Source organism: Kothea flammea (genome assembly GCF_052161645.1).
Taxonomy (GTDB): domain Bacteria; phylum Planctomycetota; class Planctomycetia; order Pirellulales; family Pirellulaceae; genus Laterigemmans.
The window spans coordinates 231,139-249,279 of sequence record NZ_CP197414.1; the positions used below are offsets into that span (position 1 = coordinate 231,139).

An 18,141-nucleotide genomic window follows, 5' to 3' on the forward strand; every position below is an offset into this window, starting at 1 on the left:
TGGCCGTGATACATCGGTGCCGCATTTTTGCCCGTCGGTCGATGGCCGGTATCCTGTTATTGGACCTCCGGGTCGCGGGCTGTGATCAGTGTTTCAATACTAGGGTGATTGGGATTAGCTTTCTCGGCGCTGGCGCAATCATCCACAGCACCTAACAAAACGCGGACGCAGCAGAACAAGCCCGCAACATGATTCCTATGCAATATACTATGAGGTTGCAAATGAACGATTTCAGGCGGACTCATCAAGTCTGTCGAGGCGGCAAGCTGAGTCTGCTTGGTAACGAACAAACGGCTGCGGAGTCGCAAAAAGAGGATGTGGTGCAAATCGAAGATGATATGCAGCTGGTCGTTCAGCGATCGGGGGATGCGTTGATCCTAAAGCGTAAAAAATGATCGCCAAGTACAGCGCACTAAAGCACTCATTCCGATGAGGCCTCTGGCTCCACGTGGCTGCTAGGAAAGCTCGCCGTGTAGACACAAGAACCATGTGGAACTAGTTTCGGGCGGGGGCGGTCGAATGCTAGCTTGAGGGTCATGCTGATCAGCAAGGCACCCGCGACAGCGGCGATGACAAACAGCCCGGTTTGCGGTTTGCCCAACAGCGTTAAGTAAGTCACGGTCGCTAGGGAAACGATGATCAACACGCCCATCCCGCCCAACGCGGTGAAATCGCGATCTAGTTCCTCGACGAACTTCGGTCCTAAGGGAAGCCCACATGCCACCAGCTAACAGGAGTGCGGCTAGCAGCGTGTAAAGCTCGTGCGGCCAATCCATCTCATGCCACGGTGAAGATGCACGAGCCAGCGGTGACGTTTTCGTTGCATACTGATGACTTTCGGATAAAGGTTCTGGGCAGTGAGTCGGAAATCTTTTTTTCATCTTCCATCGCAGATGGCGTGCCCAATCGAATAAACTAAGGTAACCCCTCGCCGCACTGTCGCTTTCCCGTCCAACTCTCGGTCATGTTTTTCCCGCGTCCCTCCCTGGTTGCGCCCTCCCCATGCTGATCCCCCGAAGATATTTGCCGCTCGCACCGTCGCCCATCGTATTCGCGTCCCTGTTGTTGATTGCCAATGGAACGATTGGCCAAGAGCTCAGCTCCGGGGAATTGGCTGCTCGTTTTGCAGAAAGCGTCAAGCCGCTTGTCAGTTCTCGCTGCGAAACTTGTCACGACACGGAGCACAACGAAGCGGGGCTTGATCTGTCGATCTTCGCGAATGTTCGCCATGTAATTGACGGACATCAAGTTTGGCAGGCCGTGTTGGAACGTGTTGAAGCTGGAGAAATGCCTCCCGCCGATTCCGAGCAGTCCTTGAGTGACGTCGAGCGGGCTGAGCTCGTCAGTTGGATTCGCGCATTGCTGCGGGCTGAGGCGAATCGGAACGCCGGGGATCCGGGTATCGTACTGGCTCGTCGCTTGAGCAATGCGGAGTATGATCACACCATTCGGGATTTAACTGGGGTCGATATTCGACCAACGCAAACCTTCCCCATTGATCCGGCCAATGAAGCTGGATTCGACAATTCCGGTGAGTCGCTGGCGATGTCACCCGCCTTGCTCAATAAATATCTAGAGGCCGCTCGGATGGTGGCTGAGCACCTAGTGCTGACTCCTGATGGAATTCGCTTTGCGGCACATCCCGTGATGACTGATACCGATCGCGATAAATATTGTGTGAACCGAATTGTTGATTTTTATAGACAGCAACCCATTGACTATGCAGATTACTTTTTTGCCGCGTGGGATTACCACCAGCAGCAGCGTGAACTGGCGAATGGTGTGGAGTCACTCGCTCGACTCGCGACGGCTCACCGGGTGAGTGCGAAGTACTTGCAACAGATCGTCGATACAGTCACGACGGAAATGACCCAGCTTGGTCCATTGGGCGATTTACTAGACCGCTGGAAATCGTTGACCATGATCAGCGACCCTGAGTTGGCGCGGGAGCAATGTGAGGAGTTGAGAGATTTCGTGCTGGCGGAGCGGGCCAAGTTCCAGCCTCATTTTGATAACTTGCAAATCAAAGGTGTGCACAATGGTTCCCAAACATTTGTATTATGGAAAAACCAACAGTACGCCGAGCATCGCCAAAGAGCAGCGGAGTCAGCCATCGTTGCCGCGGTAAATGAATTCACCGGCGATAATCCGTTGGAAAAAGAGCAAGCGGCAGCCTTGCGGGCTTCTTGCCAACGATTTTGCCAGTTGTTTCCCGATCGTTTTTTTGTCTCCGAGCGGGGGCGAGATTATCTGGGCACGCCTCGTGAAAAGCAGGAGAAGGGACGGTTGTTGAGTGCTGGATTTCACAGCATGATGGGCTATTTTCGCGACGATCGACCGCTCTATGAGTTAATCCTTAATGCATCTGAACAACAGCAGCTTGATCGCCTGTGGCGTGAGTTAGATTTTGTCACTTCTGCCCCGATGCGACAGTACCAGGGGTTTCTTTGGTTCGAACGCACCGACTCGGCTTATCTGCGAGACCCGGAGTTCGATTTCGCACGTCCCGAGGACCTCTCGTCGCTGCAGGCGGAACAAATTGAGCAACTTGGCGAACGTTACTTGGCAAAGGCCAAGCGAAATGGTGGAAAGGAAGTGCCACTGCGGGCAATCGAAGCCTATTTCGAGGCGATCAATCAACAAATTCGTTGGGTGGAGTCGGCACGCCTCGCTGCCGAACCGCTTCACCTGGAAGCCCTGATCGATTTCGCAGCCAAGGCGTATCGTCGCCCCTTGGAGCCCGCGGAAGAGGCCGATTTGAAGTCATTTTATCACGATCTTCGACAATCTGAGGATGTCACCCATGCCGAAGCGATTGAAGATACTTTAGTGATGATTTTGATGTCACCGCATTTTTGTTATCGCTTAGATTTATTGAGTGACTCGGAGGCTGAGCGGGCGCTGGATCCATTTGAACTGGCCAGCCGACTCAGCTTTTTTCTCTGGGCAAGCACGCCTGATCAGGAATTGTTGGAACTGGCCGCAGATGGGACGTTGGCGTCACCTGAAGTTATCACCGCCCAAACGCGGAGGATGCTGGCTGATCCGAAAGTCCGCGGCTTGGTAACCGAGTTCGGGGGCAATTGGTTGGATTTTCGCCGCTTTGAGCAACACAACAGTGTTGATCGTAAACGCTTTCCCCAATTTAATGATGCTTTGCGAACCGCCATGTATGAGGAGCCTATTCGCTTCTTGACCGACCTATTTCAATCAAATCGTTCGGTGTTGGATTGTCTTTACTCCGAGCGAATCTTTGTGAATGAAGTGTTGGCAAAGCATTATGGGATTGATAGTGAGCATTTTCGCGACGATCGCCAACTTGAGTTGTCACCGGAAGGTGAGGAGCCGTGGTTTGAGGTTGACCAGGCGTCTCAGTTTGGCCGTGGCGGTTTGTTGACAATGTCGGTATTTTTGACAAAAAACTCACCCGGTTTGCGGACCAGCCCTGTGAAGCGTGGCTATTGGGTGGTCAGGCGATTGTTGGGTGAGCAGATTCCTCCACCACCACCGAATGTGCCCGAGCTGCCGGACGACGAGTCGCAGTTGGGAGATTTGACCTTGAGGGAAATGTTGGCCAAGCATCGTCAACACACCAGTTGCGCGGGATGTCATGATCGCTTCGACGCGTTGGGGCTCGTATTTGAAGGCTTTGGCCCCGTCGGCGAACGGCGAACTAGGGACCTTGGGGACCGACCCGTGGAGACCAGTGCGGAGTTTCCCGATGGTAGTCAGCGTGAGGGAGTTCGCCACTTGCAAGACTATTTGCGGACCCAGCGAGAAGCGGAGTTTATCGACAACATGTGTCGAAAACTGCTATCCTTTGCCTTAGGTAGAACACTTATCTTGTCCGATGAGGGTTTGGTGGACCGCATGCGAAGCAATGCTGTGGGCGAAGGTTACCAGGTTCAAACCCTGTTTGAAACGATCGTGACAAGTCGACAATTTTTACGAAAGCGTGGTCGCAACACTAGCCTCGCGCTAAATTCCAATCAGCAAACAGAGCTGCAATCCGGGGGTTCTCATGAATAATCCAGCCGTCTCACGTCGCTTGGTGTTAAAAGGTGCCGGACTCAGCATGGCACTCCCGTGGCTTGAATCGCTTCCCGTTTTTGGTGCGGACCCAGTCTCGGCTGGCGGGGTTCCGGTGGCGCCTCGTCGCTTTGCCGTTCAATTTATGGCCTGTGGCGTAAATACCGACCATTGGTGGGCTAAAGGGAGTGGCGAAACGATGGAGTTGGGGAAAAGCCTCCAACCAATGGCTCCTCTGCGGGCCAAAATGAATTTTGTCGATGGGCTATTTAACCGGTCCGCCGTTGGCGTGGGGATTCACCCCGGGCAAACTGGCAATATTCTTTCCGGTGCCGCGCTGCAGAAAGGTTCCGAATTGCGGGGCGGGATCAGCATTGATCAAGTGCTGGCTAGTCACATTGGGCAAGAAACAGTGCAGTCCAGCTTGGTGTTAGGATGTGAGCAACCGGTGACGGGATATCACGAGACGAATTTCTCCATGGCCTACAGCTCGCATATCTCTTGGTTGAATGCAACTTCGCCAGTTCCCATGGAGGTCTATCCGGCACTCGCTTTCGATAGCCTGTTCGATAATCGTGGTAGTCGCCGTAACGAAAGTGTCTTGGATAGAGTCCAAGAGCACGCGGCGAGTCTCAGCCGCCAGGTCAGTTCCGGAGACCGGGCCAAGCTGGACGAGTATTTAACGAGTGTGCGGGAGGTGGAAAAACGAATCGCCCGCATGCGAGCCGGACAGAGCAAGGCGGTTGAGCGAGCTGAGCAGCGGGGGCAACCTTTGGTCGCTGCGGCAAGGCCTGAAAACGGCTTGCCAGAGGACATTCGTGAACATATGCAGGCAATGTGTGACATTATCGCCCTGGCGTTCCAGACCGATAAAACGCGAGTTGCCACCTTGCTGCTTTGCCGCGACATCTCGGGGCTGTTCTATCCGTTCCTCGATGTGCGTAACGCCCACCACTCAGCATCACACAGCGACCTCTCGGATGAGTACGAACGGGTGACTCGCTATTACGTCAGCCAATTCGCTTATCTCGCCAGCAGGCTTGATGCCATGCGGGAAGGTGATCGCACGGTGCTGGATAATTCTTGCTTGCTGTTCATTAACAACATGTGGTCTGGCAGCAAGCATGATTCAACCAAACTTCCGTTGTTGATGGCTGGAGGTTTGGGGGGAGCAATCGCTACGGGGCGCGTCCTCGATTATAGCGATCGTGACGACGAACAGCGTAAGTTATGCAGTCTGTACGTAAGTTTACTCGATCGCATGGGCACGCCCGTGAAAGCATTTGGTGACGCCGACTCGCCCCTTGAAGAGCTTTAAAAGTGTCGGTCACCCCCCTCGGATTTACTGTTGGGCGGAGAGTCCGTGGCAGACGGCAAGGAGCAGGCCGACGGGAAAAACGCACACTATTGGTTTGCCCGAGTTTGTCAAGCCAGCCTATAATATGAAAGTTAGCTCGTTTTGACTCAGATTGCCCTTGAATTGCTTCGCGAAGTTTCCGATAGAGGCGAATCGAGCAATTTGGGATCCTTCTGAAGCTGGACGGTTCTCGCAAGTTTGCTGTCGCTCCTTGATGATATTTAAAGCCCCTGCTGGGGGTGATTAGAGACCAATTTTATGCCCGCAATCGTTCACCCCATCGTTAATTGCCTGCTGATCGCGATCCTCGCGATTCAGCCGACGATTTCGGTGTTTTTGGCGGGTGGTTGCGGTTCGTCGGCGACGATTGCTGGCTGTTCTCCAGGAGCAGATTCCGCGGAGGCCGCCCGAAGAGCGGCGGGCTGTCAGGGGTGTGGATGTTGCCAGAAGCGCGCGGCGGCCGCAAAGGCTTGCTGTTGCAGTGCGAAGGGTGCTCAAACGAAGGCCCGGGAGGCGAAATCTGACGAGAAACCTCACGACGGCGATCCGCGTGGCCATCAGCACGCGTCCGATTCTCCAGCTTCTTCCGCTTTGGTTTCGCAGCCGACAAAAGATAAAGATGTTGCTAAAACGTTTTTGCCGAGTGCTCGCTGCACATGCTTAGACGTTCCTCAGCCATTGGCACCCCAAACGCCACGTGTGCCGATTGAGAATTCGCGACCATTAGTTGTCATTGATGTCATTGATTGCGAATTGGCTGAGTTTGCTGTTTTGCGTCTGGCTCAGCGTGGGTCTCGATTAGACCGCGTAACTCAGCCGCAAGGCTTTTTCCAGGTTGCTTTGTGCGTGTGGCGGTTGTAGCCACACCTTCTTGGCGCGCTCTCTGCTGCGCTGACCACATCTCTATGTGTGGCTGAAAAACTTTTGATTGAGACTGAAGCAAGCAGTTTGCTGCGCGCTCGTCTCTTCAACCTCCGCCGTATTTGGCTTTTCGGTTTTAAGAGCAACATCATGGTTGAACGAAACGAATCTGGGTCGTCTGAACCATTGGCTTCAGAGACGGTTCCACCAGCGGGTGCCAATCAGCAGACGCTCCGCGCGAAACTCGCAAATTGGATGTGGCTGATTCGCACTGGTGTACAAGCAGCGGCGGTTGTGGGTGTTGTTGCGCTGCTGCTCTTTTTGGTTGGGCTCGCGCAACGCAGCGGCTGGGTTACTGCGGATGGCTTTGGATTATCAGCTGCTGGTAGTTCGCTGGAACAGGCATCAGAAAATACGCGTTATATCTGTCCCATGATGTGTACCCCGCCCTCAACGGAACCAGGGCGATGTCCAGTCTGCGCCATGGAACTGGTACCCGCCACGTCCAGCGGTGGCGGCGATGGCATTTCCGTCACCATTGAGGCGGCGGCACGGCGAGTTGTCGGCATTCAGACCGCCGTTGCCAAATTCGGCCCCATGACGCGCACCATTCGAGCGATCGGTTCCATCGAGTATGACGAAACAAAGCTATCGACCATTTCCGCCTATGTGGATGGTCGGCTGGAGGCGATGCAAGCGGATTACGTCGGCGCGAAAGTCGAACAGGGTGATGATCTCGCTTTGCTCTATAGCCCCCAGCTTTATTCCGCACAGAGTGAGTATGTGGCCAGTCTGCAAGCGAGTCAAAACACTCGTTTTAACCTCGACGACGGTGGATTGGCGGAGATGGCGCGCGAGAAACTGATCGAGCTGGGGATGACGCCGTCCCAGATTGAAACTTTAAAGAAAAGCGGGCAACCTGAGCCGAGGCTGAGCATTAAGTCGCCCCAGCGAGGTACCGTCATCGAGCGGGCTGCTGTCGAAGGCGACTATGTGAAAACCGGTCAGAAATTGTTTCAGATTGCCGACCTCAGCTCCGTTTGGTTGATGCTTGATCTGTTCCCCAGCGATGTCGCCTTTATTCGTTTTGGCCAGCAAGTTGACACAGAAGTTCAATCGTTGCCGGGGGAGGTTTTCGTGGGGCGCGTGGCCTTCATCGACCCGATTGTGAATCCTCGCACGCGGACGATACGAGTCAGGGTGGAGATGTTGAATTTTGAAGGCAAACTACGCCCCGGCGATTATGCATCTGCCGAAATCACCGTTCCCGCAACTCCGCAAGAGCTTGTCTACGATCCGGCGTTGGCGGGTAAGTACATCAGTCCCGCGCATCCGCAAGTGATTCGCGACGAACCGGGCGCCTGTCCGCTGTGTGGAAAAGAGCTGGTGCCAACGAGCGAACTGGGATACGCCACTGACTCCCAACTTAAGCATCAAGTTGTCACGGTGCCGCGCGGTGCCGTGCTCAGGACCGGCGGCAGCGGAGTCATTTACGTGGAAACCGAACCGGGGCGGTTTGAGATTCGGCGAGTTACGTTGGGAGCCATGAATGATACCGAAGCGATGGTTCTCGCCGGCTTATCTGCGGGTGAAACGGTGGCGACCGCCGGCAACTTTTTGATTGATTCGCAGATGCAATTGGCCGGTAATCCATCACTATTGGATCCCAGCAAGGCTCCCACGTTTGCGCCAGGTCCTCTGGAGCTGCCACAAAGTGACCCGCTGATGTTGACCGGTAGTGCCGCCGAGGAATTCGATCAAGCCTATCAAGCATATGATGAGATTCAGGTCGCGCTTGCGGCCGATACGGTGCCGGCACCTTTTACTTTAAACAGCTTGCTGGCTGCCTTGACCCAGTTGGAATTGGCATCCGAGGTGCCGGATGTTGCCCAGCGGGAATTCGCCACAGCTAGGCGGGCTGCGGAACGTATGTCGGGACCATTGGAGGCGACTCGCATCGCCAATCGTACGGTCAGCCATGCGTTGCTTAGAGCGGCAACAGTTGCCCGCGGGAAGCGGACAGCAGAAAACCTCAATCATTACTATTGCCCAATGGTTCCCGGTGGCGGGGGTGATTGGTTGCAGATGCAAGGTGAGTTGGCAAATCCATATTGGGGCGAAGAGATGCTCCGCTGTGGCGAGCTGGTGAATGATATGGGAGTGAAAGTTCAAGCGGATCAACAGGCAATTGAATTAGTCCCCACGTCGGGAGATCCGCAATGAGGCTCGCCCATGATTATCTAGATCACCGCACGCTTCGATTTACCGCGGGAGCTGAGCAATGCTTCGTTTGATCATTCGCTTTTGTGTTTCCGAGCCTTGGTTGGTCGTGCTGTTGGCAGTGCTGCTGAGTGTAGTTGGATGGTTTGCTTACCAAGCCGTCCCAATCGACGCGATTCCGAACGTGGGAGAAAACCAGGTCATTGTTTTAACACCTTGGCCGGGACGTTCCCCCAAGGATATTGAAGATCAAGTGACTTATCCGCTGAGCGCTGCTCTGCTGGCCGTCCCCGGCGCGGAGTCGGTCCGCGGCAAGAGTATGTTTGGCTACAGTTTCGTGCAGGTGACTTTTAAGGATTCAATTGACTTTTATTGGGCCCGCAGTCGTGTTTCGGAGCAGCTCGTTACGGCGGCCGGTAAACTGCCCGAAAATGTGGTGCCCCAGTTGGGTCCCGATGCGACCGGATTGGGGCAAATCTACTACTACACGCTGCAACCGCCCGCCTCGGGTATGGACCTTGCCGACCTGCGAAGCTTGCAGGATTTCGTCATCAAGTACGAATTGCAAGCAGTGGAAGGGGTCAGCGAAGTCGCTTCGATTGGTGGCTATGTCAAGCAATATCAAATTGAAGTCGATCCCGACAAGTTGCGATTTCATGACATCACGCTCGACAAATTAGCCTCCGCGCTGAAAGCTTCGAATGTCGACGTGGGGGCCAAGACCGTCGAGTCCTCCGGCATGGAGTACATCGTTCGTGGGAAAGGATTTTTGGGCACCGATGGGGATCAAGGCAAGTCGATTCGCGATATCGAACAAACGGTGATTTCGCAGCGGGAGGGGCTGCCGGTGCGGATCGGCGATGTCGCTGCGGTGCAAATGGGGCCCGACTTCCGTCGCGGTGCGCTTGATTACAACGGTGCCGAAGCTGTAGGTGGTGTCGTTGTTATGCGATATGGTGAGAATCCGCGTGAGGTGATCGATAGAGTCAAAGACAAAATCAAGCAGCTCGAACCCTCTTTGCGGGGCGTCACCATCAAGGGGGTCTACGATCGCACGGGGTTAATCGACGAAACGATGGCGACTCTGACGCGCGCTCTGCGTGATGAGATTCTGATCACCGCCGTCATTGTGTTGTTGTTCCTGATGCATTTGCGCAGCAGTTTAGTGGTGGCGATATGTTTGCCGGTGGCTGTGCTAATATCCTTTATTGCGATGCATTTTTCCGGGGTTGATGCCAACATTATGTCGTTGGCCGGGATTGCCATTGCGATCGGCACGATGGTCGATATGGGGATTATTGTTTCCGAAAACATCTATCAGCACCTCACCGACTGGGAAGAGGAGGGCGAGCGCGATGGAGGCCCTTCGCGAAGTCGTGCCGATGTGATTTATGAAGCCGCGGTGGAAGTTGGGCCGGCTGTCGTGACGGCTGTTTCTACCACGATTGTTAGCTTTCTACCCGTCTTCTTTTTGACTGGGAGGGATTACCGGCTGTTCGCTCCGCTGGCATACACAAAAACATTTGCCATCGCGGCTGCCTTGTTAACGGCGGTGACGATAGTGCCAGCGTTGTCGCGACTGCTGTTGCGAAGTGGCAATCATCAACGGTGGACAGCCTGCGTCGCCGGGCTCGCCTTGGCGTTTTTAGTAGGAACTCTTTCGCATTTTTTTTGGGGACAAAGGATCGCGGACACTTTGGAGGTTTCCCACTGGGTGATTACGGGAGTTGTTGGCTTGCTGGGGTTTTTGGTTGCTTGGCAGTTGTTGCGCGAGCGGTTGCGGCCGATTGAATCGATTCCCTCCAGTCGTTTTGTTCGCTGGCTCTACGGTGCTCGGCTGCGAGCGGCGCTCGACCACAAGGCAATCGCGTTGTCGTTCCCTGCCGTGTTGTTGGTGTTGGGGCTGGGCGCCTGGATTGGCCTGCCAAAAGTGTTGCGCCCGCTGGAGCAGCTGGCTACGGTTTTTGGTGCTGATTTCAACCAGTTGCCCGGCTATGTCGATGCCAAGCATATATTTACCGGCTTGGAGAGTGACGATTGGATTGCCCTGGACGAGGGAAGTTGGTTTTACATGCCAACGCTCTATCCGGCTGCTAGTTTTTCCCAGGCGATGCAAATTCTGCAAGCTCAAGACTTGTTGATCGGACAGATTCCTGAAGTGCAGGACGTGCTCGGGAAGATTGGCCGCGTTGAATCGGCGCTCGATCCCGCGCCGGCTGCGATGGTTGAAACCTATGTGATGCTGAAGCCCCAGGATCAATGGCGGGAAGGGGTCACCAACCGAGATATTTGGGACGACATAAATCGCGTTGCGATGTTGCCAGGAGTGACGCCCGCCTCCGCGCTGCAGCCTATTGAAGGGCGAGTGGTGATGTTGCAGTCGGGTATTAAAGCTCCCATGGCGATTCGCATTTACGGCGATCGACTGGAGACATTAGCCGCCGCCGCGTTGGATGTGTCTGACGTGCTAAAACAGTCTCCCTACGTGAACCCTGGTACGGTGAATCCGGACATCGTGCTGGGAAAACCTTATCTGGAGTTTACCGTCGATCGTGAGGCCGCCGCCCGCTATGGGATGAGTGTCGCAGCGGTCAACCAAGTCATCGAAACTGCCCTCGGTGGGATGAATATCATCGAAACGGTCGAGGGTCGCGAGCGATATCCAGTGCGGATTCGTTATAACCGTGATCTGAGGGAGCACCCGGATCAACTTGAGCAACTTCCGGTGGTTACCAACAGTGGCGTGGTGGTGCCACTTGGCGAGTTGGCCTCGCTGGAAACAGCTTGGGGCCCGGGCGCGATCAGCAGTGAGAATGGTCGCCTCGTAGCGCATGTTTCGTTTGCTACCAATGGTCTCAAAGGAGATTTGGAATCTGTAAGTGAAATCGAGCAACAGTTGATAGCCGCCCAATCGTTGCCAGCCGCCAATCCGAATCGACTCGTGCTACCTGCTGGATATTCGCTGGAGGCTGTCGGTTCGTTTCGTAATCAAATCGAAGCAAATCTCCGTTTAATGTGGATCATACCATTTGTTTTTCTGATCAATCTTTTATTGATTTATTTCGAATTCCGCAGCCTACCCATATCTTTGGCAGTCTTTACGGGAATTCCGGTTGCGTTTGCCGGTGGGATGGTGCTAGTGGGGTGGTTGGAAATCGAGTTAAACACTGCGGTCTGGGTTGGCTTCATTGCACTCTTCGGTTTGGCTGTGGACGATGGCGTGGTGATGGCAACTTACATTCGACAATTGTTGCAAAGCCGCGAGATTCGCGACGTGGAAGATATTCGGCAAACGATCTATGAAGCTGGGTTGAAGCGGATTCGCCCCTGCGTAATGACCACGGTGACGACGCTGGCCGCTTTGATTCCTGTCATGATTGCCACGGGACGAGGCGCAGATGTTGCTCGGGCAATGGCTATTCCTGTCTTTGGCGGGATGTTAGTGGAACCATTTACATCTTTCATTGTGCCGACGCTTTATTCCGCCTATTTGGAAACCAAGATGCGGTTAGGGATAAGTGACGGGCTTTGGAGCGAAGAAGAAGTGCAGCAGAAAAAGTAGCTGCTCGGTAGGCTGACCGTTCCCACGAGCGGAACCGTTTCCAGCGAGCCGGGACACGAGATTGGATGTTGAGAAAGTTTTAATTTTACCACTACTTGAGAAAGGAGTATTATGAAAACCGCATTCATAAAACGAGCCGTTTTGGCATTTGGGATGGTCGCGATCAGTCCCTGCTGGGTTGCTGCTCAGAGCGGCCAGAGCGAACCTCTTGATCCGACGGCTCAGGTTCTTAACGTAGCCGAGCGACCGACCGCCGGTCCGCACGGTGGTTCGCTAAAGATGTTGGGTGATGTTCAGTTTGAGACTGTCGTTTCCCCAGCTGGGATTCGCTTATACATGTTTGATTCTGCAGGAGAATCTGTCTCCCTCGCCAACGTGCGAGGCACGGTTGGACTCCGTGTCGAGGGCAACCCGAAACGTTATCGCTACGATCTTCTTCCTGATGGAAACGCCAATCTAACCGCACCGGTTAACCTCATAAAAATCGCCGGAAAGCAAATTGAGTTGGAGATGCAGATCGTCGGCTTGCCAAAGCTCTACGCGCAGCGATTAACGCTCGATGAAGTGATTACCCTGCCCGCTAGCCGGGAGCAGCAGATTGCCGCCGAAATCAGTCGGCAGAAAGTCTGTCACGTGAGTGGCAAGCCGCTGGGCAGCATGGGGCAGCCCGTTGCCGTTGAAATCGCCGCGCAAACGGTCTACGCCTGCTGCAAACGTTGCGTGGCAACCATCGAAGCAAATCCGGAGAAATTCGCTGCGGCCAAGTTTGAGATTACCGTTGCCAAAATCACTAAAGCCGATGCAGAACTGGTGGCCAAGCAAAAGGTTTGTCCCGTCATGGACGAGCCACTGGGTAGCATGGGCCAGCCGGTAAAGATGTTGGTGAATGACAAGCCGATTTTCTTGTGCTGCAAAGGCTGCATCAAGAAGATCAAGGCAGAGCCGACCAAGTATTTGGCGATGGTTTACGGTGAGACTGGCCAGGCGGATGCTGGGCAAGCCGGTTCTGTGCCTGCCGATGGGGAACAGGTGCGGCCAGGGATCTTTAAGGTCTCAGCCGCCGATAAACCCTACGTGGCGGCTCAAAAAATGTGTCCCGTTATGGACGAGCCGCTTGATTCCATGGGTGGTCCATATCGAGTGCACGCCGCTGGTAAGGCGGTTTACATTTGCTGCCCAGGTTGCGCGAAAAGGATCACGGCTGACCCTGAAAAATACTTGACCATTCTGTCGCAACAGGGAGTCAAGGCACCAGTGCTTCGCTAGTTGCCTTCGTTAGTCTCCTCAGCTTGATGCCTTGCCGATGCAGTAAAGCATACTTTTGCTGCGTAATAATAGCGTGTCGCCAGCAACCGCTGGCGACGCCATGAATCCATCGCCAAGTTTGGTTTCCGCTAGCAGTTTGAACTCACGCCCCGGCTCCAGGGTGATGATGTCACCGTTGACACTGAAAAAGTAGATTCGGCCACTGGCGTAAATCGGCGAAGCGGCATACTCGCGGCCGATCCGCTTTAGCCACAGCACCTCGCCGGTAGCCGCTTCGCGGCAAGATAACACTCCATCGTCGCTGTTCATGTATAGCAGATCATCGACCAGCAGGGGTGTCGCTTTTTTGGCAACCGCTTGACGGCTAGACCACTCAATGTGCGTGTCAGTGATGTCACCGCTACCGCCGGTTCGCACGGCCACCATGGCCCCCGATCCGTTGGTGATAAATAGTATGTCGCCTAATGCAATTGGCCGTGCCGAAGCGTTCATGCCGTCATGGTAAACGGTCCACTCTGGTTTACCGGTTTGCGGGTCATAGGCAATCGTTGCCATCGCGCTGGGGGAAACAAACAAATCTTTGCCAGCGACGTTAATGATGGCCCCCGTGCTGTAGGCCTTCATGCGATCACCGTTGTCGGTACCGTATTCAATTTCGCGGTTTTGTTTCCAAAGGGTTTTACCTGATTTTGCGTCGAGCGCCACGACATACTGGACATCAAATCCGTCAAAAGCAATCAACAGCATGCCGTCGTGCAGGATAGGGGAGGAGGCTGGGCCGCGATGATGGTCGCATTCGAAATCGGTCCGCCGCCACAGTTCTTTGCCGCTGTTGGTGTCAATGCACGCGGTCAGGGCGGCACCAAAGTGGACGTATAATCGGCCCGCTTCGATCGCCGGAGTTGGGCTGGCATAACTATTTGCCGGATAGCAAAAAGCGGGATCGTCGTCGCTGTGGATGAGCAGGTCATGAACAACCTTTCCGCTCTTATGATCAACACACAGCACCGACATCCTCGTTCCATCTTCGGTCGCGTTGGTCAACCAAATTTGTTCGCCCCAGACGACCGGAGATGACCAAGCTTTACCACTAATTGGCGTGGACCAACGAACAACTGAATCGTCGATCGCAATCGGCAGATCGGCTTCCGTGGCATAACCTGTTCCGTCTTTGCCGCGAAACTCAGTCCACTGCGATTGTGCGGCCGCTGGTCCGCAAAATGCCCCGAGTGTGAATGTTGCTACAATCCAAGTTTGCACTGGCATCATTTTTCGATCCCAACGAGTGGCTAAGCAGAGCGCTGACGCTCCGACGAAATAGAAGCGTTCATCTTACCTTGAAATACCCCGAGTGCTCGATACGTCGTCGAGATACCTTTTTTCAGGTTCGCATTGCCAGCTCGTTTGCCGTATACTGAGCGCCCCGGTGATACAGCTGAAGTGGTTCGAGAAATGGTCCATTTTCCGGTACGCTGCAACCGGCCCGCCTGTGGATTTAACCTGCCTAACCCTCCGATTTTGCTGATCACTCATGGTGCGCTTTGCTTGTTGGATTGCCGCAATGCTCGCGGGTGTCATTTTGACCACCACTCAACTCACTGTGCAAACAGCGGTTGCTCAAGAGTCGGGTGTCCCAGAGCCGGTAGCCGAACAGGACATCGATCAGCGCGGCGAGTTGGCCCTGGAAACGCTCAGCAACTACTGCTACGACTGCCACACGGGTGATTCCGCGGAGGGGGGGATTCGGGTCGATTTCTTCTCGGCCGACGTCAAACTTGATGATCAAATCGAGTTGATTGAGAAGATTATTCTGGCACTGAAAGACCAGCAGATGCCACCCGCCGACGCGGAACAGCCCTCCCAGGAAGCTCGGGTTCGAACGGTGGAGTGGATTGAAGCCCGTCTGCAGGATTTTGATTGCGGGAGTGTGAGCCGCCCTGGTCGGGTGACGATGCGGCGTTTAAACCGGGCGGAGTACAACAACACGATTCGCGATCTCACCGGTTTAGACTTGAAATTGGCCGATGATTTTCCCTCCGACGATGTGGGTAATGGCTTCGATAACATTGGCGACGTGCTGTCGATTCCGCCGATTTTGATGGAGAAATACTTAGACGCCGCGAATCGTGTGGCTCGCGAAGTTACGGAGAATCCGCAATCGCGAAAGCGGGTTTTTCCGTTCACGCCAGCTGATGAAAAAGACCAGGAAGCGGTTGTCGCCACCGCCTATCAAAACGCGCGAGATTTCGCCAGTCGAGCGTTTCGGCGACCGCTGAGCGATGCCGAGGCCGATCGGCTGTTGGGGCTGATGCGAAACGCTTGGGAAGCGGATGCCAGCGAAGCCGAAATCATGCAGACCACGATTGCTGCGGTGCTGGCTTCACCATTCTTTATTTATCGAGTGGAAGATGATGATGCTACGCCAGCGGTTGATGGTGTGCGGCCACTCAATGATTTCGAATTGGCATCGCGTCTGTCTTATTTTATTTGGAGCAGCATGCCGGATGAGCAGCTTTTTGAGTCGGCTCGTCAAGGTCGTCTGCACACGCCTCAGCAACTGGCCGAGCAAGCCCAGCGAATGCTTGCCGATCCCAAGTCAGAGGCCCTGGTGGAAAACTTTGCCGGACAATGGCTGCAACTTCGCGACTTGAAAAATCTATCTCCCGATCCGGACCAGTTTGCCGCTTTCGATGATGCACTTAGACAGTCGATGCGACGGGAGACCGAGTTGCTGTTTAGCCACCTAATGAGGCGGAATCTTAGTTTGTTAGAGCTGCTCAACGCCGATTACACTTTTGTCAATCAGCGACTCGCTCGCCACTATGGAATCGAAGATATCCAGGGAGATGACTTTCAGAAAGTCGCGCTCAACGGTCGCCGAAAAGGAGTTTTGATGCACGCCAGCATTCTGATGCTGACCTCGAACCCCACGCGAACTTCACCCGTTAAGCGGGGTAAGTGGGTTATGGACAATTTGCTTGGTGAACCGCCTCCACCCGCCCCACCCGATGTGCCCGAATTGGATGATGCTGGCGAAGCACTTGGCACACTGCGGCAACGGATGGAACAACATCGGGCTGATCCCAATTGTGCGATTTGCCATACAAAAATGGACGCTCTCGGCTTCGGTTTGGAGAACTTTGACGTGATTGGTCGCTGGCGCGATGCCGATGGTAGAGAAGCGATTGATCCTTCCGGAGAGTTGCCTGGTGGAAAAACGTTCGCCAGTCCAGTCGAATTGGTGCAGATTCTCGCCGAGGAAAAGAAACAGGAGTTTATCCGCTGCTTAACCAATAAGATGCTAACGTTTGCCCTAGGTCGTGGATTGGGTATTTCCGATCGTTGCACGGTCAGATCTATTACCGAAAAATTGGCCAGTGACGATTATCGTTTTGGGACACTGGTTGAGTCAATTGTGACCAGCCCACCTTTTATGTTTCAGGAACTGGGAAATTAATCATGTCGAATACAGAAACAGCTAAGCTTTCGCGGCGGACCGTTTTGCGTGGCATGGGAATTTCCCTAGCGCTACCCTGGTTGGAAGTTACCAGCACCCCGGCCCGTGCGGCGATGGCCGCCGCTCAGCCAAATCGGATGGCGTTTATTTTCGTGCCCAACGGCGTCGCCCTGAATCAATGGACGCCCGCGACCGAAGGTTTTGGCTTTAAGTTACCGTACATCCTCGAGCCCTTAGCACCAGTGCAGGATCATTTGTTGGTACTTAGCGGATTGACGCATGATAAAGGCCGCGCTAACGGAGATGGAGCCGGGGATCACGCTCGCAGCGCATCCGTTTTCTTGACCGGTGCCCAGCCTCGCAAAACTGACGGGGAAAACATTCGTTCCGGGGTGTCCGTTGACCAAGTTGCTGCCCGAGCGATTGGCCAACAAACACGTTTTTCGTCCTTGGAGTTGGGGGTCGATCAAGGACGCAATGCGGGCAACTGTGATTCCGGCTACAGCTGTGCATACTCCTCGAATATTTCCTGGTCCTCAGAGACCACACCCGTGGGCAAGGAGGTCAATCCGCGGTTGGTCTTCGAGCGTTTATTCGCTGGTGGAAAGCCAAGCGAAATCGATAAGAGTGCTCGTCAGCGGGAAGCTTTGCAAAAAAGCATTCTTGATTTCATTTCCGATGATGCCAAGCGTTTGCAGAAAAAGCTCGGCCGTAACGACAATCGCAAACTCGATGAATACCTGACTGGAGTTCGCGAAGTCGAGCGACGTCTTGGAGGTGACTTGAATCCGGTCCCTACTGACGCCGATCTTGACTATGTGATTCCCGCTGGAATTCCCGGTGATTATCAAGAACACATGCGATTGATGTGTGACATGATGGTGTTGGCCTTTCAAACAGATTCAACCAGAATCGCCACAATGATGTTTGCCAATGCGGCGGACAATAAGAATTACCGAACCATCGGTGTGCCCGACGGTCACCATGACCTGTCTCACCACGGCGGTAACGCGGAGAAGCTCGAAAAAATCAGCAAGATCAACCGCTTTCATGTTCAACAGCTAAGCTACCTCTTGCAAAAGATGAAGTCGGTGCGCGAGGGCGAGCGAACGCTGCTCGATAATTCGATGATTTGTTACGGTAGCGCGATCAGCGACGGAAACCGCCACAACAACGAAAATTTGCCAATCGTGTTGGCTGGTGGTGGCGGAGGGACATTAGAAACAGGTCGTCACCTGCGTTATTCGACTGAAACGCCGATGTGTAATTTATTCATGTCGATGCTTGATCGCATGGGAGTTGATGCGCCATACATTGGCGATAGCACTGGTCGTCTACCCGGTTTGAGGTTATGAGTTCTCCAGCATGTCATCTAAATCAACCTGGCAT

Annotated in this window: 10 protein-coding genes; 8 read left to right on the forward strand and 2 right to left on the reverse strand. The window is 54.1% G+C overall.

The window, feature by feature from the left end; translation table 11 throughout:
• Positions 1 to 221: 221 nt before the first annotated feature.
• Complete coding sequence (locus tag SH139x_RS00770) at positions 222 to 395, forward strand: hypothetical protein (RefSeq protein ID WP_488353387.1); 174 nt, start codon at positions 222 to 224, stop codon at positions 393 to 395.
• 26 nt (positions 396 to 421) lie between these two features.
• Here SH139x_RS00770 and SH139x_RS00775 read toward each other — a convergent pair whose 3' ends face one another.
• Complete coding sequence (locus tag SH139x_RS00775; protein ID WP_488353388.1) at positions 422 to 724, reverse strand: phosphatase PAP2 family protein; 303 nt, start codon at positions 722 to 724, stop codon at positions 422 to 424.
• A 278-nt stretch (positions 725 to 1,002) separates the two neighbouring features.
• On the opposite strand from SH139x_RS00775, the gene SH139x_RS00780 reads away from it, so the two are divergent.
• The 5 genes from SH139x_RS00780 (at position 1,003) to SH139x_RS00800 (ending at position 13,295) form a co-directional block, all read left to right on the forward strand.
• Positions 1,003 to 4,029 (forward strand): DUF1592 domain-containing protein, encoded by a 3,027-nt coding sequence (locus SH139x_RS00780; RefSeq protein WP_488353389.1) that lies wholly within the window; start codon positions 1,003 to 1,005, stop codon positions 4,027 to 4,029.
• A complete protein-coding gene (locus SH139x_RS00785) occupies positions 4,022 to 5,347 on the forward strand; it encodes a DUF1552 domain-containing protein (RefSeq protein WP_488353390.1) in 1,326 nt (441 codons plus the stop codon). The genes SH139x_RS00780 and SH139x_RS00785 overlap by 8 nt, the downstream gene beginning before the upstream one ends.
• Positions 5,348 to 6,397: 1,050 nt before the next feature.
• Entirely contained in the window at positions 6,398 to 8,470 is a 2,073-nt protein-coding gene (locus SH139x_RS00790; protein WP_488353391.1) for a heavy metal-binding domain-containing protein, read from the forward strand.
• A gap of 58 nt (positions 8,471 to 8,528) precedes the next feature.
• Positions 8,529 to 12,029, forward strand: a complete 3,501-nt coding sequence (locus SH139x_RS00795) for an efflux RND transporter permease subunit (RefSeq protein ID WP_488353392.1) — start codon at positions 8,529 to 8,531, stop codon at positions 12,027 to 12,029.
• 111 nt (positions 12,030 to 12,140) lie between these two features.
• Complete coding sequence (locus tag SH139x_RS00800; RefSeq protein ID WP_488353393.1) at positions 12,141 to 13,295, forward strand: hypothetical protein; 1,155 nt, start codon at positions 12,141 to 12,143, stop codon at positions 13,293 to 13,295.
• Positions 13,296 to 13,313: 18 nt separating this feature from the next.
• Here SH139x_RS00800 and SH139x_RS00805 read toward each other — a convergent pair whose 3' ends face one another.
• On the reverse strand, positions 13,314 to 14,564 hold the full coding sequence (locus SH139x_RS00805) for a PQQ-binding-like beta-propeller repeat protein (RefSeq protein ID WP_488353394.1): 1,251 nt from the start codon (positions 14,562 to 14,564) through the stop codon (positions 13,314 to 13,316).
• A 262-nt stretch (positions 14,565 to 14,826) separates the two neighbouring features.
• On the opposite strand from SH139x_RS00805, the gene SH139x_RS00810 reads away from it, so the two are divergent.
• Positions 14,827 to 16,752: a DUF1592 domain-containing protein gene (locus SH139x_RS00810; protein ID WP_488353395.1), complete on the forward strand. Its 1,926-nt coding sequence runs from the start codon at positions 14,827 to 14,829 to the stop codon at positions 16,750 to 16,752.
• Between the two features lie 2 nt (positions 16,753 to 16,754).
• Positions 16,755 to 18,107, forward strand: coding sequence for a DUF1552 domain-containing protein (locus SH139x_RS00815; protein ID WP_488353396.1), 1,353 nt, complete (start codon positions 16,755 to 16,757; stop codon positions 18,105 to 18,107).
• The last annotated feature ends 34 nt before the right edge of the window (positions 18,108 to 18,141 follow it).